General features: G+C 53.1%; 31 protein-coding genes. 12 read left to right on the forward strand and 19 right to left on the reverse strand.

Annotated features, from left to right (window positions below):
• Positions 1–69: 69 nt before the first annotated feature.
• The 4 genes from AC4EYZ_RS22685 to AC4EYZ_RS22700 all read left to right on the forward strand — a co-directional run bounded on the left by AC4EYZ_RS22685 (position 70) and on the right by AC4EYZ_RS22700 (position 2,623).
• Complete coding sequence (locus AC4EYZ_RS22685; protein WP_161575205.1) at positions 70–597, forward strand: GNAT family N-acetyltransferase; 528 nt, start codon at positions 70–72, stop codon at positions 595–597.
• A gap of 282 nt (positions 598–879) precedes the next feature.
• Positions 880–1,338: an HIT family protein gene (locus tag AC4EYZ_RS22690; protein ID WP_141440954.1), complete on the forward strand. Its 459-nt coding sequence runs from the start codon at positions 880–882 to the stop codon at positions 1,336–1,338.
• A gap of 145 nt (positions 1,339–1,483) precedes the next feature.
• A complete protein-coding gene (locus tag AC4EYZ_RS22695) occupies positions 1,484–1,975 on the forward strand; it encodes a RidA family protein (RefSeq protein ID WP_474191415.1) in 492 nt (163 codons plus the stop codon).
• A gap of 141 nt (positions 1,976–2,116) precedes the next feature.
• Positions 2,117–2,623, forward strand: a complete 507-nt coding sequence (locus AC4EYZ_RS22700; protein ID WP_141440956.1) for a GNAT family N-acetyltransferase — start codon at positions 2,117–2,119, stop codon at positions 2,621–2,623.
• Between the two features lie 54 nt (positions 2,624–2,677).
• Here AC4EYZ_RS22700 and AC4EYZ_RS22705 read toward each other — a convergent pair whose 3' ends face one another.
• Complete coding sequence (locus AC4EYZ_RS22705) at positions 2,678–2,989, reverse strand: type II toxin-antitoxin system RelE/ParE family toxin (protein ID WP_474191416.1); 312 nt, start codon at positions 2,987–2,989, stop codon at positions 2,678–2,680.
• Between the two features lie 2 nt (positions 2,990–2,991).
• The gene (locus tag AC4EYZ_RS22710; RefSeq protein WP_474191417.1) at positions 2,992–3,228 is read right to left on the reverse strand and encodes an addiction module protein; all 237 of its coding nucleotides are present in this window, start codon (positions 3,226–3,228) and stop codon (positions 2,992–2,994) included.
• A 142-nt stretch (positions 3,229–3,370) separates the two neighbouring features.
• Between AC4EYZ_RS22710 and AC4EYZ_RS22715 the strand changes: the two genes are divergently transcribed.
• Positions 3,371–3,652 (forward strand): putative quinol monooxygenase, encoded by a 282-nt coding sequence (locus tag AC4EYZ_RS22715; RefSeq protein ID WP_027957577.1) that lies wholly within the window; start codon positions 3,371–3,373, stop codon positions 3,650–3,652.
• A 50-nt stretch (positions 3,653–3,702) separates the two neighbouring features.
• On the opposite strand, the gene AC4EYZ_RS22720 is transcribed toward AC4EYZ_RS22715, so the two are convergent.
• The 7 genes from AC4EYZ_RS22720 to AC4EYZ_RS22750 all read right to left on the reverse strand — a co-directional run bounded on the left by AC4EYZ_RS22720 (position 3,703) and on the right by AC4EYZ_RS22750 (position 8,805).
• Positions 3,703–3,909 carry a YrhK family protein gene (locus tag AC4EYZ_RS22720; RefSeq protein ID WP_022523108.1) on the reverse strand — a complete coding sequence of 69 codons (207 nt, stop codon included), beginning with the start codon at positions 3,907–3,909 and terminating at the stop codon, positions 3,703–3,705.
• A gap of 45 nt (positions 3,910–3,954) precedes the next feature.
• Positions 3,955–4,410, reverse strand: coding sequence for a carboxymuconolactone decarboxylase family protein (locus tag AC4EYZ_RS22725; RefSeq protein ID WP_009287032.1), 456 nt, complete (start codon positions 4,408–4,410; stop codon positions 3,955–3,957).
• 52 nt (positions 4,411–4,462) lie between these two features.
• The gene (locus AC4EYZ_RS22730; RefSeq protein WP_474191418.1) at positions 4,463–5,266 is read right to left on the reverse strand and encodes a helix-turn-helix domain-containing protein; all 804 of its coding nucleotides are present in this window, start codon (positions 5,264–5,266) and stop codon (positions 4,463–4,465) included.
• 45 nt (positions 5,267–5,311) lie between these two features.
• Positions 5,312–6,319, reverse strand: a complete 1,008-nt coding sequence (locus AC4EYZ_RS22735; RefSeq protein ID WP_474191419.1) for a GlxA family transcriptional regulator — start codon at positions 6,317–6,319, stop codon at positions 5,312–5,314.
• A complete protein-coding gene (locus AC4EYZ_RS22740; RefSeq protein WP_474191420.1) occupies positions 6,312–6,878 on the reverse strand; it encodes an isochorismatase family protein in 567 nt (188 codons plus the stop codon). Before AC4EYZ_RS22740 ends, AC4EYZ_RS22735 begins: the two co-directional genes overlap by 8 nt.
• Before the next feature lie 203 nt (positions 6,879–7,081).
• Positions 7,082–7,678, reverse strand: a complete 597-nt coding sequence (locus tag AC4EYZ_RS22745) for a GNAT family N-acetyltransferase (protein WP_022523113.1) — start codon at positions 7,676–7,678, stop codon at positions 7,082–7,084.
• A gap of 383 nt (positions 7,679–8,061) precedes the next feature.
• Positions 8,062–8,805, reverse strand: a complete 744-nt coding sequence (locus AC4EYZ_RS22750) for a class I SAM-dependent DNA methyltransferase (RefSeq protein WP_474191421.1) — start codon at positions 8,803–8,805, stop codon at positions 8,062–8,064.
• A gap of 201 nt (positions 8,806–9,006) precedes the next feature.
• Here AC4EYZ_RS22750 and AC4EYZ_RS22755 point away from each other — a divergent pair, with 201 nt between their 5' ends.
• The 4 genes from AC4EYZ_RS22755 (at position 9,007) to AC4EYZ_RS22770 (ending at position 12,256) form a co-directional block, all read left to right on the forward strand.
• On the forward strand, positions 9,007–9,414 hold the full coding sequence (locus AC4EYZ_RS22755) for a DUF4019 domain-containing protein (RefSeq protein ID WP_022523117.1): 408 nt from the start codon (positions 9,007–9,009) through the stop codon (positions 9,412–9,414).
• 206 nt (positions 9,415–9,620) lie between these two features.
• Entirely contained in the window at positions 9,621–10,979 is a 1,359-nt protein-coding gene (locus AC4EYZ_RS22760; protein ID WP_474191422.1) for an NfeD family protein, read from the forward strand.
• Between the two features lie 46 nt (positions 10,980–11,025).
• Positions 11,026–11,814, forward strand: a complete 789-nt coding sequence (locus AC4EYZ_RS22765) for a slipin family protein (RefSeq protein ID WP_009287026.1) — start codon at positions 11,026–11,028, stop codon at positions 11,812–11,814.
• 124 nt (positions 11,815–11,938) lie between these two features.
• Positions 11,939–12,256, forward strand: a complete 318-nt coding sequence (locus AC4EYZ_RS22770) for an antibiotic biosynthesis monooxygenase family protein (protein WP_474191423.1) — start codon at positions 11,939–11,941, stop codon at positions 12,254–12,256.
• Positions 12,257–12,448: 192 nt separating this feature from the next.
• Here AC4EYZ_RS22770 and AC4EYZ_RS22775 read toward each other — a convergent pair whose 3' ends face one another.
• Positions 12,449–13,267: a DUF1206 domain-containing protein gene (locus tag AC4EYZ_RS22775; protein ID WP_027957570.1), complete on the reverse strand. Its 819-nt coding sequence runs from the start codon at positions 13,265–13,267 to the stop codon at positions 12,449–12,451.
• Positions 13,268–13,409: 142 nt separating this feature from the next.
• Between AC4EYZ_RS22775 and AC4EYZ_RS22780 the strand changes: the two genes are divergently transcribed.
• Positions 13,410–14,243 (forward strand): AraC family transcriptional regulator, encoded by an 834-nt coding sequence (locus AC4EYZ_RS22780; protein WP_009287024.1) that lies wholly within the window; start codon positions 13,410–13,412, stop codon positions 14,241–14,243.
• Here AC4EYZ_RS22780 and AC4EYZ_RS22785 read toward each other — a convergent pair.
• Entirely contained in the window at positions 14,229–14,834 is a 606-nt protein-coding gene (locus AC4EYZ_RS22785; protein WP_474191424.1) for a LysE family translocator, read from the reverse strand. The genes AC4EYZ_RS22780 and AC4EYZ_RS22785 overlap by 15 nt on opposite strands.
• A gap of 92 nt (positions 14,835–14,926) precedes the next feature.
• Positions 14,927–15,847, reverse strand: a complete 921-nt coding sequence (locus AC4EYZ_RS22790) for a glutaminase (RefSeq protein WP_490204042.1) — start codon at positions 15,845–15,847, stop codon at positions 14,927–14,929.
• A gap of 204 nt (positions 15,848–16,051) precedes the next feature.
• Between AC4EYZ_RS22790 and AC4EYZ_RS22795 the strand changes: the two genes are divergently transcribed.
• Entirely contained in the window at positions 16,052–16,915 is an 864-nt protein-coding gene (locus tag AC4EYZ_RS22795) for a bifunctional transcriptional activator/DNA repair enzyme AdaA (RefSeq protein ID WP_009287023.1), read from the forward strand.
• On the opposite strand, the gene AC4EYZ_RS22800 is transcribed toward AC4EYZ_RS22795, so the two are convergent.
• Genes AC4EYZ_RS22800 through AC4EYZ_RS22825 form a run of 6 tightly spaced genes read right to left on the reverse strand, consistent with a single transcriptional unit; the run spans position 16,912 to position 22,626 of the window.
• The gene (locus tag AC4EYZ_RS22800) at positions 16,912–17,778 is read right to left on the reverse strand and encodes a phosphodiesterase (RefSeq protein WP_051051972.1); all 867 of its coding nucleotides are present in this window, start codon (positions 17,776–17,778) and stop codon (positions 16,912–16,914) included. The genes AC4EYZ_RS22795 and AC4EYZ_RS22800 overlap by 4 nt on opposite strands.
• Entirely contained in the window at positions 17,771–18,853 is a 1,083-nt protein-coding gene (locus AC4EYZ_RS22805; protein WP_039859114.1) for an ABC transporter ATP-binding protein, read from the reverse strand. Before AC4EYZ_RS22805 ends, AC4EYZ_RS22800 begins: the two co-directional genes overlap by 8 nt.
• Before the next feature lie 23 nt (positions 18,854–18,876).
• The gene (locus tag AC4EYZ_RS22810) at positions 18,877–19,665 is read right to left on the reverse strand and encodes an ABC transporter permease (protein ID WP_474192212.1); all 789 of its coding nucleotides are present in this window, start codon (positions 19,663–19,665) and stop codon (positions 18,877–18,879) included.
• Positions 19,662–20,558: an ABC transporter permease gene (locus AC4EYZ_RS22815; RefSeq protein ID WP_009287021.1), complete on the reverse strand. Its 897-nt coding sequence runs from the start codon at positions 20,556–20,558 to the stop codon at positions 19,662–19,664. Before AC4EYZ_RS22815 ends, AC4EYZ_RS22810 begins: the two co-directional genes overlap by 4 nt.
• 2 nt (positions 20,559–20,560) lie before the next feature.
• Positions 20,561–21,592 carry an ABC transporter substrate-binding protein gene (locus AC4EYZ_RS22820; RefSeq protein WP_009287020.1) on the reverse strand — a complete coding sequence of 344 codons (1,032 nt, stop codon included), beginning with the start codon at positions 21,590–21,592 and terminating at the stop codon, positions 20,561–20,563.
• 11 nt (positions 21,593–21,603) lie between these two features.
• Positions 21,604–22,626 carry a substrate-binding domain-containing protein gene (locus AC4EYZ_RS22825; protein ID WP_474192211.1) on the reverse strand — a complete coding sequence of 341 codons (1,023 nt, stop codon included), beginning with the start codon at positions 22,624–22,626 and terminating at the stop codon, positions 21,604–21,606.
• A gap of 202 nt (positions 22,627–22,828) precedes the next feature.
• Between AC4EYZ_RS22825 and AC4EYZ_RS22830 the strand changes: the two genes are divergently transcribed.
• The gene (locus AC4EYZ_RS22830; RefSeq protein ID WP_474192210.1) at positions 22,829–24,295 is read left to right on the forward strand and encodes a cobyric acid synthase; all 1,467 of its coding nucleotides are present in this window, start codon (positions 22,829–22,831) and stop codon (positions 24,293–24,295) included.
• On the opposite strand, the gene AC4EYZ_RS22835 is transcribed toward AC4EYZ_RS22830, so the two are convergent.
• A complete protein-coding gene (locus AC4EYZ_RS22835; protein WP_022523133.1) occupies positions 24,255–24,653 on the reverse strand; it encodes a RidA family protein in 399 nt (132 codons plus the stop codon). The genes AC4EYZ_RS22830 and AC4EYZ_RS22835 overlap by 41 nt on opposite strands.
• Between the last annotated feature and the right edge of the window lie 29 nt (positions 24,654–24,682).

Genomic DNA, 24,682 nt, shown 5'->3' on the forward strand with positions numbered 1-24,682 from the left:
TATAAATTAAAGCCTTTTCGTACGGAAGCAATGGAACTGCGCTGTTGTGGCGACGTAAAGGATCCAAACATGATTACGGCTTCCAAAAGGCTAGTTTTGAGGTACTACTGGCCTGAAGATATTGCCCCAATCTTTAAAAGCTATACGGGGGATTTAGGCTCAACAAAATACCTTGCACGGCACCCTCACACTGAAATCGAACAAACTGAAAAGATGCTTCAAAATCTTTCCGTTCCTGAAAGTATGGCGTTAACAGGCAAGTGTATTTGGGTTGTAGATGCTATCAGGGAAGGAGGTGCCATAGGGCTGATAACCGTTGTAAAAAGTAAAGACTCAATGGTTGTTCACTTTGGTATCGGGCGACCATATAGAGGTTGCGGGTACGCAGCAGAGGCGTTGGTACTTACCGCACAGCACTTGCTCGCAGAAGATCACGCAATAAGAGTTAACACCTTCACTGACGTCGAGAACGTCGCTGCACAAATGGCTTTAGCCAAAGCAGGGTTTAGATTCACGACAAGAACCAAAAAGTTTTATCAAGCCCCTCAATTGAACGGGGAGTATAGGGACGTTTTCCACTACGAGTTCAGGGGTTAATAAAAGCTAGTCTCGGGGTGCTTTTGCTCTGAGTTAGCCTTCGCTAAATACTACTTCTGCTCAAATTGCGGCATCTACACTCATCACCAAACGCGCTTGAACTCCAATGTGTATGGATTCAATGTTGGGTGCTTAGAAGGCGTTAACCCCTGTGATTTGGAAGGTGTCCCGGTTAGCGACGGCATCAATCATGGATCTGATCTGTAGTCTGACCTTTTACCGCATCGCTCTACCTGGGCTGTCTCTGAACAACGGAGTATAAAGTGAAATCAAGGAGTGAACATGAGCTGTGTTTTTTGTGAGATCGTGGCTGGTAACGTTCCATGTCACAAGATATGGGAGGACGCAAATCACTTGGCCTTTCTGTCCATTTATCCGAATACACCTGGGTTTTCAGTGGTCATTCCGAAGCATCATGTTCCAAGCTACCTGTTTGCTCAAGATGATGATGTCGTTACGGCGCTAGTATTGGCTTCAAAGCGAGTGGCTTTGCTGCTTGATGAAGTATTGGATGATGTTGGTCGTACGGGAATGATATTCGAGGGTTATGGAGTGGATCATTTACATGCGAAACTATTCCCTATGCACGGGACGGGTCAACATTCGGCGTTCAAGCCTATTGCGTCTAGCGTGAACAAATATTTTGATCGGTATGAAGGCTATATTTCGTCCCATGACTATAAACGTGAAGACGATAACATTTTAACGGATCTCGCTGCCAAAATCAGGACGAATATTTAATTAAACTAGCATGGTTAAGTCTGTTATATCGTGTTTTGGTTTCAGTGAGATCAAGAAGTGGAATGTTTATCGTCTAGATCTTTAATAAACCAGCACCAGTGCGCGTAGTCACAAAATCCTTAACAGCAAATACTTGGAGCCTGTAATGAAATCAACCGTGGAAGAGCGTATCCGTTCGTTGGGATTGGAACTACCCGTCGTTACCACGCCAAGGGGCAACTTTCGTTCCTATGCCATTTCGGACAACATGCTCTATCTGTCAGGTAAGGGGGCTCCGTTGCGAGAAGGGGGAGTTGTTGTCCCAAAAGTTGGGCAGGAAGTCACTGTTGAGCAGGCTCGGATGTACGCTCAAGAGGTTGGCCTGTATCTCCTTGCGCTCATTAAAGAAGCGCTGGGTGACTTTGATCGGGTTCAGCGTGTCGTGAAGGTGTTTGGTATGGTCAATGCTGATCCTAATTTTACTTATCACACTGAAGTCATCAACGGTTGTTCCGACCTGTTTGTGGCCGTTCTTGGTGAGCGCGGTGAGCATGCACGCTCTGCCATTGGGGTTGGCTCATTGCCGAAGGGGTTTGCTGTGGAAATTGAAGCTATCGTTGAGTTTTCAGACTCTTCGCCACACCATCGCGACGCTTAACCTCTTCCTTGAGCTGTCCCCACTTTTGGTAGCTTTTGCCAAACGCCGAGGGCTTAGGCTCAGTAAAGGCACACTCCTGCCGGAAATCAATCGGGTTCGGAGCTAGCGCTTGCCGAGAGCATCATCAACAAGGAGGAAAGGGTGCAAATTTGTGAAACGGAGAGGCTGGTTATAAGAACGTTGTCCTTAGACGATGTTCCCGAGTTGACCAATATCCTCAGCGACCCTGAGGTGATGAAATATTCGATTCGAGGCGTTTGCGATGAAACGGCGACTCGGCGGTTTATCGAGTGGTGTTTGGAGAGCTATGCAGCTCACAGCATCGGGCCGTGGGCCTTAGTAGAGAAGGATTCTGGAAATCTTGTTGGCTTTTGTGGTATCAGCCCCGAAGAGGTCAATGGTGTTGAGGAGATGGGGCTAGGCTATCGGCTAGCCAAACGGTACTGGGGGCAGGGGCTGGCGTCTGAGTCAGTGCAAGCGGTACTCCATAATGCACTTAATCAAAAGCAGCTATCGTCGGTGGTGGTTATTATTGAGCCTGAGAATGTTGCGTCGCTTAATGTCGCAGAGAAAGCCGGTTTTTCTGCGTTCGATAATCTTGAATTTCATGGCCGTCCGGTGAGGCAGTATCGGTTAACTCAGCAGTAGAGGGGCGTACTTCATACTAATGAAATGAAAGCGATAGGTGCGCGATGAGTGGCATTATGGGCTAACCCGATTATGCCAGTAGCCCGGCTTTCTCGAGTGATGGGCGAAAGTAACAATGGTAATTGTTTGGTTATTGGAAACAGTCACAAGGGAAAACGGGAATTGTTGAAGGATGAAGCGCTTTGCGCCACGTTTGCGTGCTTCGCCTATTACAGGAACCAGTGGTGGATTTGGTGCGCTTAGCTTTGTGGTAGCTTGTTCAAAGGTATCAATAAGCTGTTCACCAAGCCCCGGTGATTCGAGTTCATACCAAGCTGCGGCTTCCATCAGTTCTTCTGAAGCCTCTGGACTAACCTTTACTATCAAAATCAGTTCCTTAACCGAGCTCTGGCACGCTCAAGGGCTTCACTGACATCTAAAGATTTGATTTTGCCAGATTCAATCTCATTGATTCTGCGACATATCTCCGCGTCCCAAGCTTCCGATACACTGATTTCAGCCATACCATCCAGGCTTGCTATCAAATCATGAGCGAGTTTAGCTCGCTCTTTCTCCGATAGGGTCATTGCTTCGTTCGTGATGGTTTCAAGTTGCGCTGTATTCATCTATTTACCCAGCCTCATGGAAACGGCAATGTCAAAATCATGCAGTAAATTACACTTGATAACAAGGCCATCATGCCTGCCTATGGACTGTTGCGGAACCATATCATTAGCGCAGTTGGCAGATTCTGCGCCGAGGAAATCAATGCCAAAGGTCATACTGAAAGGATTTATCATCGTCCCCGAGCCGGATCTGAACGCTGTTAAAGCAGAGCTCATCAACCATAAGCGGTTAACCCTGTCTGAGCCCGGCTGCCTCGTTTTTGAGGTTGTTCAAGGCACTATTAACCCCTATCGATTTGATGTGTATGAAGAGTTCATTGACCGAGACTCTTTTGAGCGACATCAAGCTAGAGTGAAATCCTCCGCCTGGGGTAAGGTTTCAGCCAATATTGAAAGGCATTACAGTCAGCAATCCGCTGGGTAGCTAACCCAGCGGCTATAACCGACGTTTCTTACTTTCGTATGTGTGCTCTATTAGCCGCGCTTCTTACCAGTATCTCTCATACTCATCACGTAAATAATGAACATGATCAGTGAGCCCATTACAAAACACCATACGCCTACGGTTGCGTAGCTCGCAAAAGCGGGAAGAAACAAAAGACTGCCAAAGAAGAAAAATAAGCTTGATAAGAGACCGAGTAGGTTGGGTAGCTGTTGATGCTGCGCTATCTCACTGTTCATTTTATTTCCTTATCTGAACTATTACTTTCAAGAGCCTCACAGTGCTTAAATACTGATGTCCGGTGCAAACTGAAAGCCCACCGATACCCGATTCCAACTGTTGATTTGGACAATAATGGCGGTGAGGTCAATTAGCCCCTGCTCACCAAACGCAGCTAGGGCGTTTTGATAGTCGTTGTCACTCACCGCTTGCTGGCTGACCAGTGTTAGTGCTTCGGCCCAGGCGAGTGCGGCGCGCTCTTGTGTGCTGAAGCAGGGGGCTTCACGCCAAGCAGGCAATACGTCTAAGCGAACCTGGTGTTCGCCATCGTCTCTGGCCTCTTGCGAATGCATGTGCTGACAAAAGCAGCAGTGATTAATTTGCGAAACACGTAGGTTGACCAAGTGGATTATCGAGCGATCAACCGTTGAGTCTGGGGCAACGTCGCCTAGTGCCGTCAGGTGCTTAGCTAGGCGGGGGCAAAGGCGATATACAGACTGTTGAGAGATACGAGTAGACATGTGGGTGACCTCGGTGAGTAAGTTGAGAGCTCAGCTTAACGTCGAGGTTTTTTTACGCCTTGTAAATTTGCGACAGTTTGCGCTTGCGATAGGCGGCGGGCGTTTCATAGGCGAGTGATTGGAAGGCATGGGTGAAGTGAGCTTGGTCATAGTAGCCGCATTGCAGGGCTATTTCCGTTAGGGGCAGCGTGGTTGCAAGCAGTCCATGGCGGGCTCGGTTCAGCCGGGCATAGGCCACTAATTGGCCTGGGGTAACGCCCACCTCGCGTTTTAATTTGCGCTCCAGGGTACGTCGAGTAAACCCTAGCGTGGCGCCTAACTGTTGGGGCGGAAGCTGAAGTGCTCCAATGGCTTGAACAATCTTAGTGATACGGCTATTGGCGGGTGGCTGGCTTTCTAGTCGATGTAACAACCATGTTTCCAGCAGGCGTAAACCCTGTTGCGAGTCCGACTGGTAGAGGCGCTCTACCACAGGTATTAATCCTTGCAATCCTAATGGTTCAAGCTCGTTATCCAAGCGGTAGTGTGTATCTGTGAATGCTTCGGGTAGTAAGCCCAGCAAGCTGTGGGCACCTGCCGCTTTAAAGCGAATGCCCAAACAGGGTGTGGTTGTGTCGAGTGTTTCTATTAACGTTCGCCTGTTGAAACAGAGCGTGATGAGGGGGCGGGAGCTGGAGAGTTTAATGCTAAGACTAGCCCCTGCATCGGGGTAGAACTTTTCGGTTCTGGGTTCAGTGAGGTGACCTGGAGTTCCCATTGACCAAAAGCATTGAACCCAAGGCGTTAATCGCCTATCAGGCAGGCGATGCCGGAAGTTTAGATAGTCAGTGTCGCTTGGTAGAATGAGGTCACTCATGGCGTCAGTCAGCGATAGGTTTTACCAATAGTAGCTCTTATTGCCTCAATCAAGCAGTTTTTGGGAGCAGGCCCGCCGCCACACGCTAGGCGGCGTATTTTCCTGGCGAGCCCAGTTGCGCCTTAGCTGCCGCTCATCCCCGAATCCGGATGCTTCGGCGATACGCGCTAGCGTCCATGTCGTTTCGGTCATTAACGCTTTGGCTCGCTGCAGGCGCAACCCCATAATGTAGTCGCCCACCAGCATGCCGGTGAGGCTTTTGAATTGGCGCCGGAAATGACGCTCGCTCATGGCTGCCTGAGCCGCCAATGTCTCGATACGCCAGGTTTGCGAAGGGGCGGCACATATTGCATCTTGAACGCGATGCAGCCGTTCATCCACATGATTGCGGCCCTCAAGCCAGGCACCCAACTGAGGCTCCTGACCACTGCGGCGAAGATACAGCACCATCTCTCGCGCTACCGCCAAGGCCAGTGAATGGCCACAAGCACGGGTAAGCCAGTACAGCATGGTATCAATGCCGGTCGAAATCCCCGCGCTGGTTAAATAGCGCCCGTCCTCGGTAAAAATACAATCACTTTGTACCTTTGCTTGTGGGGCTTTGGCTTGTAACTGCTCGATTAGCGCGTGGTGGGTGGTACAGCGTCTTCCCTTTAACAGGCCCGCGTCTGCCAGTAATAGCGTGCCCGAGCAAACGGTCATCAGCGTATCTGCATAGTGGGCATTCGCTTTGAGCCAAGCAACACACTCTTGCTGCGCTAATGGCTCAAGGCTATTGCGGTACTGACCAGGAATAAGCAGTAAATCTTGAGTAGGAAGCTGTTCAGGCAAGGGATCGATGCCGCTAAGGGTCAGCGGCCCTAGCCACTGCATGGCCGCTTTGGGGCCGAGATAGCGCACCTGAATGTCTATCGAAAGCCGGTCAGCACACTGTAAGACCTGAAGTGGGCCAACCAAATCAAGTGGCACTTGGCCGGGCATCATCAGTACCGCCACCCGCAAGGTGGTGGCTCTTGTGGATGGCGGTTGGCTATTGTGTTGCTCTTCACTCACGGGGGTTTTGCCATTCGTTGATCATGTCTTGTGTGCTGATAATACGCGCAAAGCGGTCTTCAAGTACCAGTTCGGTGCGCGCCTTAATATCATCTGCTGACCAGGTGATGCCGTGGCGTGTCATGGGGAACGTTAGGGTAGCATCGCTGATAAAGTCGACGCTAAACCCTAAATCCGACGCCACCCGTGCGGTGGTTTCGCAGCATTGCTCGGTACGAATACCGCTAATCGCCAGCCGTTCAATGCCTCGCTCCCGTAACCAGCTTTCTAGTGAGGTATCGCTGAACGCGTTATGCGCACGTTTATGAAAGGTTACCGTCACTTCATCGTTAAAGTCATCAAGCGGACGAATAAGGCCACCGTCAGGGTCGAAAGCCCCTTGGCTGCCAGGTGCCTCATGCAGAATGCGCACAACCGGTATATCGTTGGTCTGGGCTGCGTTCAGCACCGCACGCTGCTTGGGACGCCACGCCTGAGCCAGTGCTTCTACCCAGTAATCGCGGGCAGGGAACGAGGCTTGAACATCAATTAATAGTAATGCGGTTTTAGGCTGGGTCATGGCTAATCTCATCGTGTTGAAGTGAGGTTACAGATTAGCTGTTACGCATTCTGCCAACGATGCGTTAAGCGGTCACAAAGGGGGCAATTTCGGCCATGTGTGGCCGAAGGGTAATATCTGACAATGGCGATTATGAATGAACATCTAGGCGCCAGGCTCTCACCTCTGAAGGGATATGCTTTCGAGAGGGCGAGCATTGTCTGCTAAGTTAAACTTGCTACCTTCAACACCATGGTTGTTGACCCAGAAAAGCCGATTAACCATTTCAAGTAGGGAAAATGCTCTTCGTTTACGGCGATAAATCCCTTGGACTCGTACAGCCTCCTTGCTCTCGGGTTGCTATCGATAACGTCTAAGCGGATCGTCTCGAAACCATTATCCACGGCATGTGCAATAATGCTATCCAAGAGTCTGGAACCTATGCCTCGCCCTCGGAATCGGCTATCGACAGCAATCCCATCCATCACCAATTCTTGAGATTTTGGCTTGCGCTCGAATAAGCTGAACACCAGACATGCCCAGAGCCCTTTCAATGTTCCAAGCTTGCCTATCAGCTGTTTCATCCCGATTCCGCTCGTTAGCGAACCATTGGGCTGCTGAAACCCTGCTAGCCCAATGACCTCATCTTCAAAGATGGCAGTAAAGGAAAATTCAGGGACAAAACAGTCGGAGAGTAATTGAATGCGCTTAGCCTTGTCAGGTATTGCGCTCGCGAATTTAGCGCCGAAAGCTTCTTCATATAGCTTAGCGACAGGCCCAGCCTTCTCAAGGTTAAAGCCTTTCTGAATCAGAACGTTCATATACTGGCTCCTAGATTCAAAGAGAAATGACTATTGGTCACAGACGCAGTGAATTAATTTTTATTTGCAGGGATGAGGCAACTTCAGTAGTGGATGAGGAATTGCCGCGGGTCTTTGGTTCAATATCATAAAGGGGGGATGCATCGTTAGTACCTTCACTGATAATGGCATGATGAGTATCTGTACCGTAGAAGGCCATTCTTAAGTGCGCTATAGAATTTTTCCAGCAAGCTGAATGTTGTAAAGCGGCGCTTATGACGAGGTCTAAAGACCCCTCGACACACAGGTTCTACGAGTCTTCAGCCCAAGCAAGCAGGGGGATCAGATAAGGTTCGATGCTTAAAGCTGACTTGTCCTACTAGTGAAGTAATTGGTAGGAGAGATTAAACCTTCACACAGACAAAAATAGCGTTTCCAGAGGTGGCATCCCAGGGGATGATTTTTTCATAGTTGTGTTCAAACACATGAACCTCAAAGTGAGGCGCTAATAGTGCGCTTAACTCCGCAAAGCTGACGGCTACCATGGGGTGTTCGTCGTTCCATAGCTGTGTTCCTTCAGCGTTGGCTTTTTCAATGCTGAGCCTAAGCGACTGCTTTTCACCTTGGCCACTGTAGTGCCATCCCGAGCGGAACGTGAATAAATCGCTTTCTTGTTGGGCGCTGTGTTTAACAGATAAAGCGTTATCGATTTTGTCTTTATCGACTGCGTTAAAACAGAAAATACCACCAGACTTGAGGGCACAATGAGCACTGGATATACACGCTTTTAGCTTTTCAATCCCATCGTTGTAGTGGATTGAGTATAAAAAGCAGGTGATTAAGTCTTGAGGCTCGTTGGCCTTGAAGTCACTCATGTCTTGCAACGTGAAGTGTGCTTCTGAGCAACGCGTGGTGGCAATATCCAGCATGGGTTGATTAATATCAAGCCCGCTACTGGCGTATCCAAAATCAATAAAATGGCGCACGTGTGGGCCGGTGCCACAGGCTAAATCTAGGTGTGTCGTTCCGCCGTTACCGAAAATCTGATGCAGCCTGCGAATGGCGTGGCTTTGCGCTTGATAGTCGATATCCACGCACATCAAATCGTAGTAGCCAGAAAGGTCGGTATAGAGGGCATTGACGGACATAGTGACCTAATAGTGGCTACTGAAATAGGGTGGGTGGCGCATAGTAAACGAGCGAGTAGGGTTTGAGAAGCAGGCACAGCTTGGAGTTTAACGATTACGCAAATACATCTTGCAGCCCTAAAGAAACTCTGACGATGACCGATATATACCTAAGACCATCGAGATTTCTCTGGTCGTTGCTAAATGCCGAGAGTGCCCGTTATGCCGAAAATGCTGATCTTTATCATCACCTTGCTTCTCATTCTGTCTAACCAAGCGCAGGCAAACTCGAGTGCGGCAGAGGCGGCGGCGTTGGCGTGGCTAGAAGCCATCGATAGTGGTCAGTATGAGCAGGCATGGGAATCGTCATCTTCACTACTAAAAAAGCCGCTTTCACCGCACATGTTAGAACGGACGATTGGTGCAGCGCGTCGTGACTTTGGTGCGGTTCAGTCGCGTCGGCGAGTAAGCGTTGTCCGCGAAACCTCTATGCCTGGGGCTCCAAGAGATGACTACGCGGTTTTGACGTTCCAAACACGTTTTGAAAACAGATCATCGCAGATTACGGAAACCATCACTCCTCACTTGGAAGAGGGCACGTGGAAAGTTAGTGGTTATTACTTGAACTAACCGACTCCTCAAAAATATTGCAACCACCTCTGGTTTGCAGCATCGCCTTGGTTCAGGCTCCTTTTTCCCTCGAATCCTGCCATCACGTTGTTCATGACGAAGCTCAATTTGGCTGCTACGTTGAGTAGATAGCCTTGTGTATGTTGCTATGGATAGGCTGCAGATTCAGACGGGAATGTTCAAGGCGTTGAATGCGAGGAGTGGGTATGCAAACCCTTTCTCTCAAACCGCACTGGCTCTGGTTGATGGTTGCCGGTTTGCTAATGGCTACTATGTCGTTTACATGGCAGGCCATGGCACAAAGCGCTTCACCAAGCGTTCTGGTGCTTAATATTGAAGGCGCCATCGGCCCGGCTACCAAGGACTACTTTGAGCGTGGGCTGGATAAAGCCCGCGAGCAGGGCAGTGAGGTGGTGATCGTCGAGCTCGATACCCCCGGCGGGTTGGTCGACACCACCCGCGACATGATTCGCGAGATGCTCAACGCTGACATTCCCGTGGTGATGTACGTTTTCCCCAGTGGTGCGCGAGCGGCAAGCGCGGGCACCTATCTACTTTACGGTAGCCACGTGGCTGCCATGGCCCCCTCGACGCATCTCGGCTCGGCCACGCCGGTACAGATGGGCGGTGGGCTGCTCGGCAGCGATGAAGACGAAGAAGATAATTCGGCTGAGGAGTCGGATGGCGAGGGCAGCGCCATGGAACGCAAGGTGATGGAAGATGCGGTGAGCTTTATTCGCAGCCTAGCGGAACGCCATGATCGCAATGCCGATTGGGCTGAAGAGGCCGTGCGCAATGCGGTCAATTTCACTGCCAGCGAGGCGCTGGAGCAGAACGTCATCAATGTGGTGGCGCGCGATCTTGACGATCTCCTTGAGCAGATTGACGGCATGAGCGTGGTCATGGAAAGTGGCGATGCTACGCTTGAGACCGCAGGCCTCACCATTGAACGCTTCGACCCTGATTGGCGCACCCAGGTGCTATCGCTGATCACTAATCCCAACATAGCCTTCTTCTTGATGGTCATCGGCTTTTACGGGCTGGTTTTCGAGCTGGCCAATCCCGGCAGCCTGTTCCCCGGCACCATTGGCTTGATTTGCTTGCTGCTCGCCCTGTTTGCGTTTCAGGTGCTGCCGATTAACTACGCCGGGCTTGCGCTGATGGTGGTCGGGCTGGCGTTGATGGTGGGTGAGGCATTTATGCCTAGCTTCGGCGTGCTGGGGGTTGGCGGCATCATTGCCTTTGTACTTGGCTCGGTAATGCTGATGGACGCGGAGCATCTTGCCATTTCGCTACCTCTAATCGGTGGTGTGGCATTGATGTCCGGGGGGCTAATGCTATGGACGTTAACACGCTTTGCAACGCTGCGCCGTCGTCCGGCACACACTGGCGCGGAGCAGTTAATCGGCGCAGATGCGGTTGCACTGGATGATTTTGAGACCAGCGGCCATGTAAGGCTGCATGGCGAGCGCTGGAACGCAGTAAGCGATGTGCCAGTCAAACGAGGTGAGAAGCTTGTGGTGGTGCGCCTTGATGGCTTGACGGTATATGTGACGCCCCGCTAGTGCCCACTTTCTGACATAACCGACCCACAGCTAAACGAGGTGTCCAATGATTATTTCGTATTTAGTTCCTGTCGTGCTGGTGGTGATGTTGATCGCTGCCTCTATTCGCATACTGCCAGAATATAAACGCGGCGTAGTGTTCTTTCTGGGGCGTTATCAGATAGTGAAAGGGCCTGGGCTAGTCATTGTGATCCCCGCCATTCAGAAGATGGAGGTGGTGGATCTGCGCGTCATTACCATGGATGTGCCGGAACAGGACGTAATCTCTCAGGATAACGTCACCGTTAAAGTTAATGCGGTGCTTTATTTCCGCGTCGTCGATCCAGAAAAGGCAATCATTCAAGTCGAGAATTTTACCCAGGCGACCAGTCAACTGGCGCAGACCACTTTGCGCTCCGTGCTGGGTAAGCATGATCTGGATGAGATGCTTTCCGAGCGCGATAAGCTCAACGACGATATCCAGGAAATCATCGATACCCAAACCGAAGCGTGGGGTATCAAGGTCGCCAATGTTGAAATTAAGCATGTAGATTTGGATGAGAGCATGATTCGCGCCATTGCGCGCCAGGCAGAGGCGGAGCGTGAGCGTCGCGCTAAGGTGATTCACGCTGAAGGGGAACTGCAAGCATCCAAGAAACTGGTCGAGGCGGCCAATGTCATGCAGGAAAACTCTGCTGCGCTGCAACTGCGCTACCTGCAAACCATGAGCGACATGAGCAACAAGAATGCCTCGACAATCGTTTTCCCGCTGCCCATGGACATCATGGAAGCGTTCAAGGATATGAAAGCCAAGCATACGGCAGCGACGCCTGGTAAGGCGCAGGATGACGCCTAGGCTCACAGCTCTTCCCACTGCCTGTGGTACGGTTTGGCAGCAACTGGCAGTGGGCTCCCTGAATACATTTTTTGTTTCATGGGATATGCTTCGAAGCCTCTGATCCAAGGATCCCGGTGATGCCATGTCCCTGATTGCCACTACCCCTGAACCGCCTTACTACGCCGTTATTTTCACTTCACTACGCATCGAGGTCGATAACGGCTATGATGCAATGGCCGCAAGAATGGTTGAGCTTGCAGCACAGCAGCCGGGGTTTTTAGGGGTGGAGTCTGCCCGCAATGAGGTGGGTGTAACAGTTTCTTACTGGGCCGATTTGGCATCTATTAAAGCGTGGAAAGCCCATGCTGAGCATCAAGAAGCTCAGCGGCTAGGCCATCAGCAGTGGTACCAGCACTTCAAAACCCGTATCGCCAAAGTCGAGCGAGATTACGGTATTTAGCTGGTTGCCACCGATTCACGGCTTACACCACCAGCAACAGCAACAAGGGTATCAATACCAGTTCAATAGGAATGGGCAGAAGAATAGTCTCCAGAAAGGAGAGGGTGGCGAGTAGACACAGCATATTCTTCGAGCGGTTAATGCGCTCAAACCACTACTTAGTGCATTTGGATGTTATGGCCATGCAGGTCTCTACACTTCGGGATTAATGCGGCGATAGACAGCCGCTAATAGGCTGTAAAGGCCAAACGCAAAAAGTCCCAGCGCGACAAAACCAAGCAACCACTGACCGAAGGGCTGGCTTCGCAGGGTGCTAAACACCTCGCTCATACCGCCTGCTTGATTGGGATTGATTTGATAAGCGGCGATGATAAAAAAGCTACCCACGATCACAAACACAGCACCACGAATCACTAAGCCGAAACGGCAAATAGGGTAGGCCCATTGTTGCGTTTGTGGTGGCATAGCGAAGTGTTTGTCGAATTTGGCCTTGTAGCCTTTAAGCGCGTGGGCCATACCTACCCCTATCATGATTAGGCCAACCCCAGCGACCAGCCAGCGCCCGAAAGGCTGCTGCATCAGCCAGCCCGCGACACCTTGCGAACCGCCACCAGAATCACCTGAAGAGCCCGCAAATTGAAAGATGAGCGTGGCGGCAAAAAAAGACAACAACGTGTGGGTAATGGCGCTCGCCAATAAGCCCGCACGAATTGCCAGCCCCTTGGCGCCGTTGCCGTGATGGTCAGTGTCTTTAACCGCCTGGATGATTCGCCACATAGCGTAGCCCACCAAGCCGATGGCCATAATGGCTAACAAGACTTTACCGAAGGGAGCGGTGAGCAAACGTTCTAAGGCGCCACGACTGCCTTCTGTTTGGCCGCCTTGTCCAAATGCTGCCAGCGCTGCTAGGCTACCCACTAATACATACACAATGCCGCGGGAGGCATAACCCATGCGGGCATAAAGGGTAATTGCATCCCAGTGGTTGCGGTTTTTCATACTGTTGGCCATGGCGTCCTCCTGACTAATATGGCGTTGCGCATTCCTATGCAATCTAGCGTATAGAGCAGTATAGCGGCCCATACTGTGCTTGTGCTGTGCTATTGTTCAGCGTAGGAAATGAATCGCTATTTTTAACTATTGCGAGCAGAGCATGAGTACCATTTCGTCACCTATCTTCTGGCGCGATGCGCGTATGCCCTATGTGGAGCTGCGCAAGATTAGCGACGCGCGACAAGTTTGCTATGCGCCGCACAGCCATACGCATTGGTCGCTGGGGGCCATTACCGCAGGTAAAAGCACTTTTTGCTATCGCGATGCGACGCATCAGATTAGTGCGGGTGACATCGTTATGATGAACCCCTACTGGGTGCATGCCTGCAACCCCATCGAGAACCAGCCCTGGGCGTACATGATGCTCTACGTCGATACCGAGTGGCTGAGTGAATTGCGTTACCAATTGGGCCTGTTGAATACGCCGTATTGGCAAGATATCGCCACCGCCGTCATTACCCAGCCAGCGCTTTATGCCGGGTACTGCGATATGGCTGCTTGTTTGCTGGATGAACATCGCGAGATTAGCGATAAGCAAACGGCGCTAGTCGAATACTTGTCCATCATGATGCAAGTGCTTGCTCAGGAATCCCCCGCGGTATTGCCCCAAGCGCCCAGTGCGCTAGAACAGGTCGCGGCCTATTTGCGTGCCAATTGTAGCGCTGATATATCGCTAGAACGCCTATGTGAGCAGTCCGGCTATAGTGCTGGGCACCTGATTCGCGCCTTTAAACAGCACTTCGGACTAACACCCCATGCTTACCTGATTAATCAGCGCATTCAGCTGGGGCAGCAAGCGTTAAAACAAGGGCAACCTATCGTTGAGGCGGCTTTGAACGCTGGCTTTAATGACCAGCCCCACTTTCAAAGGACGTTCAAGCGGCTGGTAGCAGCGACACCCAACCAGTACCGCTACCCGCTACTCAACCAGTAAGACAATAGCGCTAGCCGCCAGGCAGATAGCGAGTGCGCGGTTAATCGTCAGTAAGATGATAGGACGATGAACATAGCGTTTCAGAAAAGCGCCTGCATATACCCAACTGGCTAGCGATAGCCAGCAAATAGGCAGATAAAGGCCGGCGAACAGCCATAGCAGATGGGGCTCATTAGCAGTGGTGTAGGCGGCAATGCCAGCGGCAGACGCCAGCCACGCCTTGGGGTTGAGCCACTGCATCATGGCACCTGTCATAAACCCTGGCGCTTTGACGCCGCCTCTCTCCTGCAAGCGCCCATCGTGCTGTAAAAGTTGATAGCTGAGATAGAGTAAAAACAGAATGCCTGCCCAGCGTAAAAACTCTTCCAGCAGCGGCAGCACATTCAGCAGGGAGTAAAGCCCCGCGCCGATGGCTAAAAATAGCGCGATAAACCCCAGCGTGGCGCCGGTTACAAAAACAAGCCCTTTAGCAATAGGGTAGTGCGTACCGCTACTCAAACAAACGATGTTGACCGGCCCCGGCGAAATAGGCGCTGCGAGGGCAAAGGCGGACATGGGTAGCAGCAAAGATAGCAGGGGTGAAGCGCTCATTGTCATTCTCCTCAGATAATGCAAGGAGAATGCAGTAGCGCTTGTGGGCGGTATTGAACAAAATTGAGATCGTTGCTTAAAGCGTTGCCCTGCTAATGCCCAAAAACCGACCAGCCGGTGCGCTGCACAAACATTTCGAGCGCCTGGGTGCCCAGAAAACTGTTGCCGTAGGCATCCAGCCCCGGCGACCAAGCTGCGATGGAGCCATGGCCGGGTGCAATCGCCAGAATGCCACCGCCCACGCCACTTTTGCCAGGCAGGCCGACGCGAAATGCGAACTCTCCCGAGGCGTCGTAGTGCCCGCACATCATCATTAGTGAATTGATACGCCGCGCGCGCTGGGGGGCTACCACGCGAATGCCACTGGGTTTGTTGATACCATCCGAGGCCAAAAATAGCCCGGCATGGGCCAACTGCTCACAGCTCATGGCGATAGCGCACTGGTGAAAATAGGTGCCTAGCACCTTATCGACATCATGGCGTAGGCGGCCAAAGGCTTTCATAAAGTGCGCCAGTGAGGCGTTGCGGTCGCGGTGGGCCATTTCTGAAGCGGCCACCGCGTGGTCGAAGTAAATGCTGTCGTCATCGGCGATATAGCGCACAAAGCTAAGAATCTCGCCAAGTGTCTCTTTGGGCTCGTGGCCCATCATGATCGCATCGACTACCGCAATGGCCCCGGCATTGATAAACGGGTTACGCGGTTTGCCGCTTTCATGCTCTAGTTGCACGATGGAGTTGAAGGGATCCCCTGAGGGCTCGCGGCCTACTTTTGACCACAGAGAATCACCCACTTGCCCAAGTGCAATGGTCAGCGTAAATACTTTAGAGATACTTTGAATCGAGAAGGGCGTGGTAGCACAACCTGCCGAGTACACTTTGCCATCCACCGTGGCGAGCGAAATGGCAAACTGCTGTGGGTCAACATGGCCAAGCTCGGGAATATAGTCTGCGACCTTACCGCGTTCTTCGGCGTTTGCCATGGCTGCTGCAATGTCATTGATCAAGTCTTGCATGGGCGTATCGTGTACCGTCAATGGAGGCGGGGCATTACCCTAGCGAAAACTGGTGGAAATGTCTGTTAAACATAACGCCTCTTTTAAACATAAACTGTCTGATCACCCGCCGGTGCGCAAGATTCGGGTCGGCAGCTCGCCCGTGAAGGCTTAGGCTGAAAGGAACTAAGCAGCCCCGGCCCCGACGGCCAGAGAGATAACCCAATGAATGACTATGAGCGTATCGAAAAAGCCATGGCCTATATGGTGGCTCATGCGGCGGAACAGCCCAATCTGGAAACGGTGGCTGCTCATGTTCATTTGAGTGCCTTCCACTTCCAGCGGCTGTTTTGTCGTTATGCGGGGATTAGTCCCAAACGCTTTTTGCAGGCACTCACCTTAGAGCGCGGTAAGCAGTTGATGCATTCGTCCACTTCTTTGCTGGATATCGCCCATACCCTGGGGCTGAGCGGTGGCTCGCGGCTTTACGACCACTTTGTTCAGTTAGAGGCGGTCACGCCCGGCGAGTATAAGCGCCAGGGTGAAGGAGTGGAGATCGCTTATGGCGTTCACGAAACACCTTTAGGTCGCCTATTCGTCGCGGTAACGCCCCGGGGTATCTGCCGAATGGGGTTTGTCGATACGACTAATTCAGAGGAGTTACTGGCAAGGTTGGCCAAGGAGTGGCCGCGCAGCACCTTTCAACATAACACTGAGTCCACTCGCTATGCGGTGGAAAGGCTGTTTACTGAGCCTGAAGAGGGGGCTACCGCTGTCTCGCTACACGTCACTGGCACCAACTTCCAAATAGCGGTTTGGCGAGCGCTGTTAACGATCCCCGAGGGGCAATTTGCCAGCTATTCCCATATTGCTCAGGCGCTGGGATCACCTAAATCGTCCCGAGCAGTGGGCAATGCAGTGGGCGCTAACCCCATCGCGTTATGGATCCCCTGCCACCGGGTGATTCAACAAAGCGGTGCACTCGGTGGTTACCGCTGGGGATTAGAGAAAAAGCAGATGGTACAAGCCTGGGAGCTGGCGCTGGCTCACACAGATAACACAGCGCTCGCCCCCAGTTTAACGACCTAATCAATCAGCCCGTTCGCATCAAAAAACGGGAAGGGGCCAGGATAGCGCTGGATAAACCCTTGGTGAGTCACCATACCGTTAGTTGCCGACCACTGGTGTAGCAGGTAACCGGGGGGCTCTAGCTGAAAGTGGGCGGGGCCGTCTGGGGTTAGATCCAAACTTACCTGATGGGAAACCCCAGGGCAGCTAATCGCCAAAGTGTTAGCAAAGCGGGCCTGGATCGAACGGTGCAGATGCCCGCAAAGCACGCGCTCGACCTGGGCATGTCTGCCAATGACGTCGGCTAGCGCGTCTGGTCGCTTCAGCGGCTGGCGATCCATATGGTCGATGCCACTAACAAAAGGGTGATGATGCACCATGACGAGAGTCGGTTTTTCGGGTTGCTCTGCCAGCATAGTGTCTAGCCACTGCAGGCTTTCATCGCTTAACTCGCCATGGGGTTTGCCGGGCACCGATGAGTCGAGCCCTACAATGCGTACCGGATAGTCATCCACGACCCAGTGTAAATAGTCGTGGTGCTGAAACAGGTAACGGTGCTCGGGAAAGGCGGCGCGTAGATGCTCGCGGTCATCATGATTGCCAGGGATCAGGTACACGGGCAGCATTAACTCAGCCAGAATCTGCTTAAAGGTGGCGTACTCGCTAGGGTGGCCAAAATCAACCAAGTCACCGCTAATTAGCACCAGGTCGGGCCGCGGCGCTAGCTGATTGAGCGTGCTGATTGCTTGGCGCAGAGCACTGGCGGTATCTACCTGGCGGTAAGAGAGTTTCCCGCCCGCCTTGATATGCGGATCGCTAATCTGGGCGATAAGGCATTGCTGGGCATGAGGGGCTTTCTGAATGTTTAAACCTTGATCAGCCATTGGCCATCTCCTTGGCATTAACAGGGGCAGTGGGCTTATCTGGATGAAAAAGCACGTTAGAAGGGAGGGACAAACCAATCGCGGTACCGTTTGGCCAGCGCTGGCGAGAGGGTGCCTCAATCTGGAGTGGCGAAGCGCCGCCCGTGTCCACCATCAGGCGCTGGGTCTGGCCCAGGAAGATGCTCTGTACCACCTTGCCTGTTACATCGGCTTGGTCAACGGAAACCACCTGAATGTCTTCTGGACGGCAGTAGACAGTGGATACTCCCTGCAAATGGGCAGCGATGAGTTCACCGCCATGGACGACCAATCCTCCATCGGCGCGTGTGCTGATCACCTCCAGGCAGTTAACCGCACCAATAAAATCGGCCACAAAGGCGTTGGCCGGCTGATGATAAATCTCTTGGGGAGTGCCCAACTGCGCAATGCGTCCGGCTTGCATTACCGCGATGCGGTCACCCAAGGCCATCGCTTCGTCTTGGTCGTGGGTGACGTAGACCGCCGTGGTGCCCAATTCACGCAGCAGTTGGCCAATCTCGATGCGTAAGCGGTCGCGCAGTTTGGCGTCTAGAGCTGCTAACGGCTCATCAAACAGCAGCACCTTGGGGCGAACAGCAATCGCACGGGCGAGAGCGACGCGCTGTTTTTGGCCGCCGGAGAGGGCGTCGATGCGCCGGTCACCAAAGCCTTGCAAGTCGACCATATGCATGACTTCGTCAAGCCGATGGGCGATCTCGGCACGTGGCAAACGCTGTATTTTCAAGCCGTAGGCAATATTGTCGGCAACGCTCATATTGGGAAATAGCGCGTAGTTTTGAAACACCATTCCCACGTCGCGCTGCTCAATCGGCAGAGCGGTGACATCACGCTCGCCAAACATTACTTGCCCGCCTTTGTCGGGGCTTTCCAGGCCGCTAATAATGCGCAGGGTGGTGGTTTTGCCGCAGCCGGAAGGGCCCAGCAGTACCAGGGTTTCGCCCGCATTAACCTGCAAATCAAGCGGTTGGAGCGCCGTGTTGCCGCCTGCGAAGGTGCGGCTGCATTGGTGTAGCGTAATGCTGACAGATGAACTCATAACGGATTCTCAAATAATAAAACTTAGCGGCGCTGCTCGGTGAGTCGGCCCGCCCACTGAATCGCCACTAGCAAGGGCACCACCATCACCAGAAATATCAGCGTGTAGGCTGAGCCAATTTCCAGGCGCATCGAGGCGTAGCTGTCGGCTAAGCCGACCGGTAGCGTTTTGGTCAAGGGGGTGTGCAGCATCCAGGTAATGTTGAATTCACCGATCGATAGGGTGACCACCATCAGCGCCCCCGCCAAAATGCCGCTCATACAGTTAGGGATGACCACCCCGAAAAAGCGTTGCCTAAAACTGGCGCCTAAGCTGGCGGCGGCTTCTTCAAGTTGGGGAAGCTTGGCGGTTTGCATCACAGAGAGCACCGCGCGCACCATAAAGGGCAGGGTAAACAGCACATGGCCAACCAGAATAAATAGCCAACTGCCGCGGAATTCACGGTAGCTGCCATAGGCGAGCAGTAGGGCAAGCGCGGTGGCCAGCCCAGGTACGGCAACCGGCAGCAGTAGGAGTTCTTCAATCGCGTTGGCCCAGCGGCGACGGCTGCGCAGCAGGCCATAGGCGGCGGGTACGCCAATCAGGATAGTGATCAATAAACAGGCCAGCGCCAGTTTAATTGAGAGCCAGATGGTATCGGCGTAGAGCTGCCACACCTCATCCACCCAGCGCAGGGTCAGGCCACTCTCAAGGCCGACAAAGTAGTTTTCGGTCAGCCCCGCCATGACCGACATGGCGACGGGCACAATCATGAACAAGCACACCAGCAGGGTGAAGCCCAATTGCAGCGTAAAGCGTAGGTGAGATTTCATACCGAAGCCCCCAAGTTGCCGCCTGCCAGCCTGCGGGCAAGACTCAATGCCATCCAGGTGATCACGCCCAATACCACTGATAGCGCGGCTGCCATGGCGAAGTTAGCGTAGTTGGTGAATTCGCCGTAGATATTGAGCGGTAGAATGCTCAACCGCGTGCCCAGGGTAAACGCCGTACCAAAGGCGCCCATACTGGTAGCAAAGCAGATGGCACCGGTTGAGAGCAGCGCGGGTGCAATGCCGGGTACGATGACGTCCTTGGTGACCTGCCAAGTGTTAGCGCCTAACGAGCGAGCTGCCTCTTCAAGGCTTCTATCCAGGTTGTCGCAGGCAGCCATCACCGTGGTAATAACACGAGGAATGGAGAAGTAGAGGTAACCAATAAATAGCCCGGCCAGTGAGTAAGCGAACATCCAGCGCTCGCCAAACAGCCACAGGCTGGTCTGCGCCAAGGCACCTTGACGCCCTCCCAGCATGATGACCAAAAAGCCCACCACCACGCCTGGGAAAGCCAGCGGAAAGGTGAGGATAGCCACTAGTATGGACTTGCCAAAAAAACGCTGGCGGGCGAGAAAAAATCCGGCAACGCCCGCAATGGCAACCGCTACCAGTGACACTACCAGCGAGAGACCCACGGTGGTCGCTAGACTAATTAAGTACTGACGATGGGTAAGAATGGTCAGGTAGGCGCTAATGCCACTGCTTGGATCAGCCTCGGCGCCCATCATGATCAGACGCGAAAAAGGCAGTAGCCAAAAGGCGCAGAAAATCACCAGGGCAGGCAGTAAGGCGAACAACGCGATAAAGCGTTTACGCCGGGCTGGGCCTACCATCGTCGATGGTCGACTTAGGTAAGAAGCAGCCCCGGAGGGCTGCTTGGATGCCGCTGTCATGATTAACGAACCTCCGACAGATACCGCTCAGAGAAGCTACGTTGAGCAGCCGCCATGGCGGGGTAGTCAAGTGCCTCGGCGCGGGCATACTCGCTATCGGGCAGAAAGACTTCGCGTGCTTCGGGGGAAATGGCGCTGGCGCGCACGGGACGTAGGTAAGCATCTGCCCATACCGCTTGGCCTTGGTCAGAGAGCACGAAATCAAGCACTTGCTGACCGTTTTCGGGGTTAGGGCCATCTTTTACCAGGCTCATAACATAGGGCACTACCACGCTGCCCTCTTCGGGAATCACAAACTCTACGTTGGCACCATCGCTATGGCGTGCGCGGTAAGCGTTGAAGTCGTAATCGAGAAGAATCGGGATCTCACCAGAAAGTACTCGAGCGTAGCTGGTTTGCTTGGGCACAATCGGGTCGTTTTTGGCTAGCTGATTGAAGTAGTCGATCGCCGGAGTGAAGTCATTAAGATCGCCACCCATGGCTAGGTTGACCGCCACGGCACCGACGTAGCCGACAAAGGCGCTGGCCGGGTCAAGGTAACCCACCATGCCGCGATACTCGGGCTTGAGCAGATCTTCCCAGGAAGTGGGCACCGGCGCGCCATCCAAGGCGTCAACGTTGACCATAAAACCGAGGGTACCAGAGTGAATGGCAAACCAGTTGCCTTCGGGGTCTTTTAGACCTTCAGGAATCTCATCCCAGTGTTCGGGCTGGTAGGACGCCACTACGTCCTCTTCCATGGCTTGAATGCCGAAGGTCACCCCGTAGTAAACGACATCGGCCACCGGGCTACTGGCTTCGGCAACCAATTGGGCTAAGGATTGGCCGGAGTTCTTGTTGTCTTGCGGCACGCGAATGCCGGTCTCCTGTTCGATCAAACGCAACTGGGTGCCCCAGTCCGCCCACTCAGGCGGGCAGTTGTAGCAGATAGCGTTGTCGCTTGACTGGGCAGTAGCGACCCCTGACGCACTGATAACCGCCGTGGCCAGTAACGCTTGATACAGACGCTTAAGGTTCATGCGTTTAAGACTCATACCAAGTTCCTCTATAAAGTGCTTAACGTGGACTTGCGGGATGTCGGGGTTCCGACACTTTCGCCCTTACGCAGTGCGTGGGGCAGGGGAGCGGGTGTGCATTTTTCTCCCCGAATCATGGCTAGCAAGGTGTGAACCGCCGCGCGCCCGATCTCGGCGCGAGGCTGTTCAATGGTGCAGAGCGATGGATATAGATGCTTGCCCAAGGCAATACCATCAAAGCCCATCACGGAAAGTTCGCCAGGCACGCTAAAGCCTGCGCGTTGCAGTTCGCCCATCAGGCTGATGGCAAGCAGGTCATTGGTACAAATCACTGCGCTGAGAGCCTCTGGGCCTTGCAGTGCAGGTATCAGGCTTTTCAGGTCAGCTTGGGTGTGGCGGGTCATCTCAACCAATGAGCGGGCGATCAGGCCTGCCTCGCCCATAGCGTGGCAGTAACCGTCAAAACGCAGTCGAGCGCGGTCTGATTGCAGCAGTGGGCCAGCAACCATGCCAATTCGCTCATGACCCAGGGTGATTAAATGGCGGGTGGCATCAGCGCTGGCAGCGCGGTTATCGACGCCAATAGAGGGAAAACCACTTTTCCCTGGCGGGTTGTAAACTAGTAAGCACGGGGTGGTTTCCAAGCGCAGCGTGTTCAGCACGGCACTGTTATCCGCTTCAGCCACGGTCAGCACCAAGCCGTCCACGCGCTGGCGCAGCATCTCCTCAACAATGTCACCCTCGCGGCTGGGCGAGTATTCGCTGGTGGTAACGATCAGTGAGTAGCCAGACGCGCGGGCGGCCACTTCCATGGCTTGTAGCTGCTCGGCGAATACGGGGTTATCGAGACTGGGCACCATCACGCCAATCATCTGCGTCGCTTGAGAGCGCAGCTGTTGGGCGATTTTATTTGGCCTAAACGCTAACTGCTGGGCAGCGTTAAACACTTTTTCACGGGTAGCGGGGCGTACCAAGTCGGGGCTTGAAAAAGCCCGCGCCGCGGTTGCCCGAGAGACTCCTGCGAGTTTGGCGACACTAAGTAAATCTGCCATGGAAATACCTGTTATGAATGCAATGAGATCGATCTCATTTATTAGGTGTCAGCCTAGAGATGGCGTATGACGAATTGATGGCAATAAAAAGTATTTTTGATTATTAAGGGTAGCAGCGTGCTTAAGCGGAGATTGAACACATTGCACCGCTTAGCCCCTCCCGCTAAAGTCTCGCTCTTGTTCACCTGGACGAGACTTCTTTATGGCTACACTGATGATTCAAGGCACCACCTCGGATGCGGGTAAAAGCACTGTGGTGGCTGCCCTTTGCCGCGCGCTGGCAAGGTGTGGAGTATCGGTGGCGCCATTTAAACCCCAGAATATGGCATTGAATAGCGCCGTGACTGAGGACGGCGGCGAGATTGGCCGTTCCACGGCGTTACAGGCGCAAGCCTGCTATTTAGCGCCCCACAGTGATATGAACCCGGTACTGTTAAAGCCGGAAACCGATCGTGGCGCCCAGGTGATTTTACGCGGCAAAGTGCATGGCCATATGGATGCGCTGGATTACCACGCCTATAAACGCACCGCGAAAGAGAGCGTGATGGCGGCATGGCAGGCGTTGGAAAACCGCTTTGATGTCATTATTGCCGAAGGGGCGGGTAGCCCTGCTGAGATCAACCTACGCGAGGGGGATATCGCCAATATGGGCTTTGCCGAAGCGGCTGACTGTCCAGTGATACTGGTGGGCGATATTGACCGCGGTGGGGTATTCGCCCAATTGGTAGGTACGTTGGCGCTCTTGAGCGAGAGCGAACAGGCGCGTACCAAAGGCTTTATTATCAACCGCTTTCGAGGTGATATAGCGCTGCTTAAACCGGGGCTTGAATGGTTGGAGGAGCGTACGGGAAAACCCGTATTCGGAACACTGCCTTATCTGCAGGGGCTAGTACTCGATGCTGAAGATAGCATTGGTTTAACCCACGCCGAAAAGGCTAGCCAGACACTTAACGTGATCGTTCCGGCGCTACCGCGCATCAGTAACCATACTGACTTCGATCCGCTGCGGTTGCACCCACAGGTATCGCTGACCTTTGTGGGGCCCGGCCAGCCGATACCCGCCGCCGATGTGGTCATTCTGCCCGGTAGTAAAAGTACCGCGAGCGATTTGGCGTGGTTAAAGCAACAGGGCTGGGATAACGCCATTCAGCGCCACCTGCGCTACGGCGGCAAGGTGTTAGGTATTTGCGGTGGCTTTCAAATGCTGGGCGAATGGGTGGATGACCCTGATGGCCTGGAGGGTAAGCCAGTAAAAGTGGCGGGCTTGGGCTTGTTGCCGCTGACCACCCGAATGGTGGCAGGCAAACAGCTACGAAATGTTCGCGGCGTGACCGTTGCTGAAGGGGTAACCGTCACCGGATATGAAATTCATAACGGCGTAAGTGAAGGGCAGGCGCTTAACGCGCCATTATTTGACATAGAAGGCCGACCAGAAGGCGCCGTCAGTGAGGATGGCCAAATAATCGGTACTTACCTGCACGGGTTATTTGACCACCCGGAGGCCTGCCAAGCCCTACTGAAGCAGTTGGGACTCGTTAATGGAGAGCAGAGCGATTATCAAGCTCACCGAGAACGTGAGCTTGACCGTTTAGCCGATATGCTGGAAGCCCATATCGACATTGAGGCGGTTATTGCGCTGATTGATGCGGGCGCTTCGCCATCACAGTGATTTCAATACTGCTTCCGCCGTAGAGGTTAGGGGATTCGGTGCAGGTGCGGGCAGGGTAGCGGCCAGGTTCAAAGTACTCCGCGTAAACAGTGTCCATGTCTTGGATAGCGTGTAGATCCGTGAGGTGGATATCCACCCGCACTATATCCGCTAAGCTGCCGCCTTCCATTTCAAGCATGCGCGATAGTGCGCGCATCACAAGGCGAGTCTCTTCTTTAACGTCGCCTTTGACTGCGTGGCCGTTAGAGAGATCGCCAACGGTCAGTCCTGAAATAAACACATAGTGATCATCGACTACCATGTGGCTACCGGGGAAGCTTGGTGTGGGCATGGTAGGGTCATTCATAAAGGTGGGCATACTAGCTCCTTCTAGGTGATGTTCACACT

It is taken from the genome of Vreelandella sp. 162(4c), assembly GCF_058152265.1.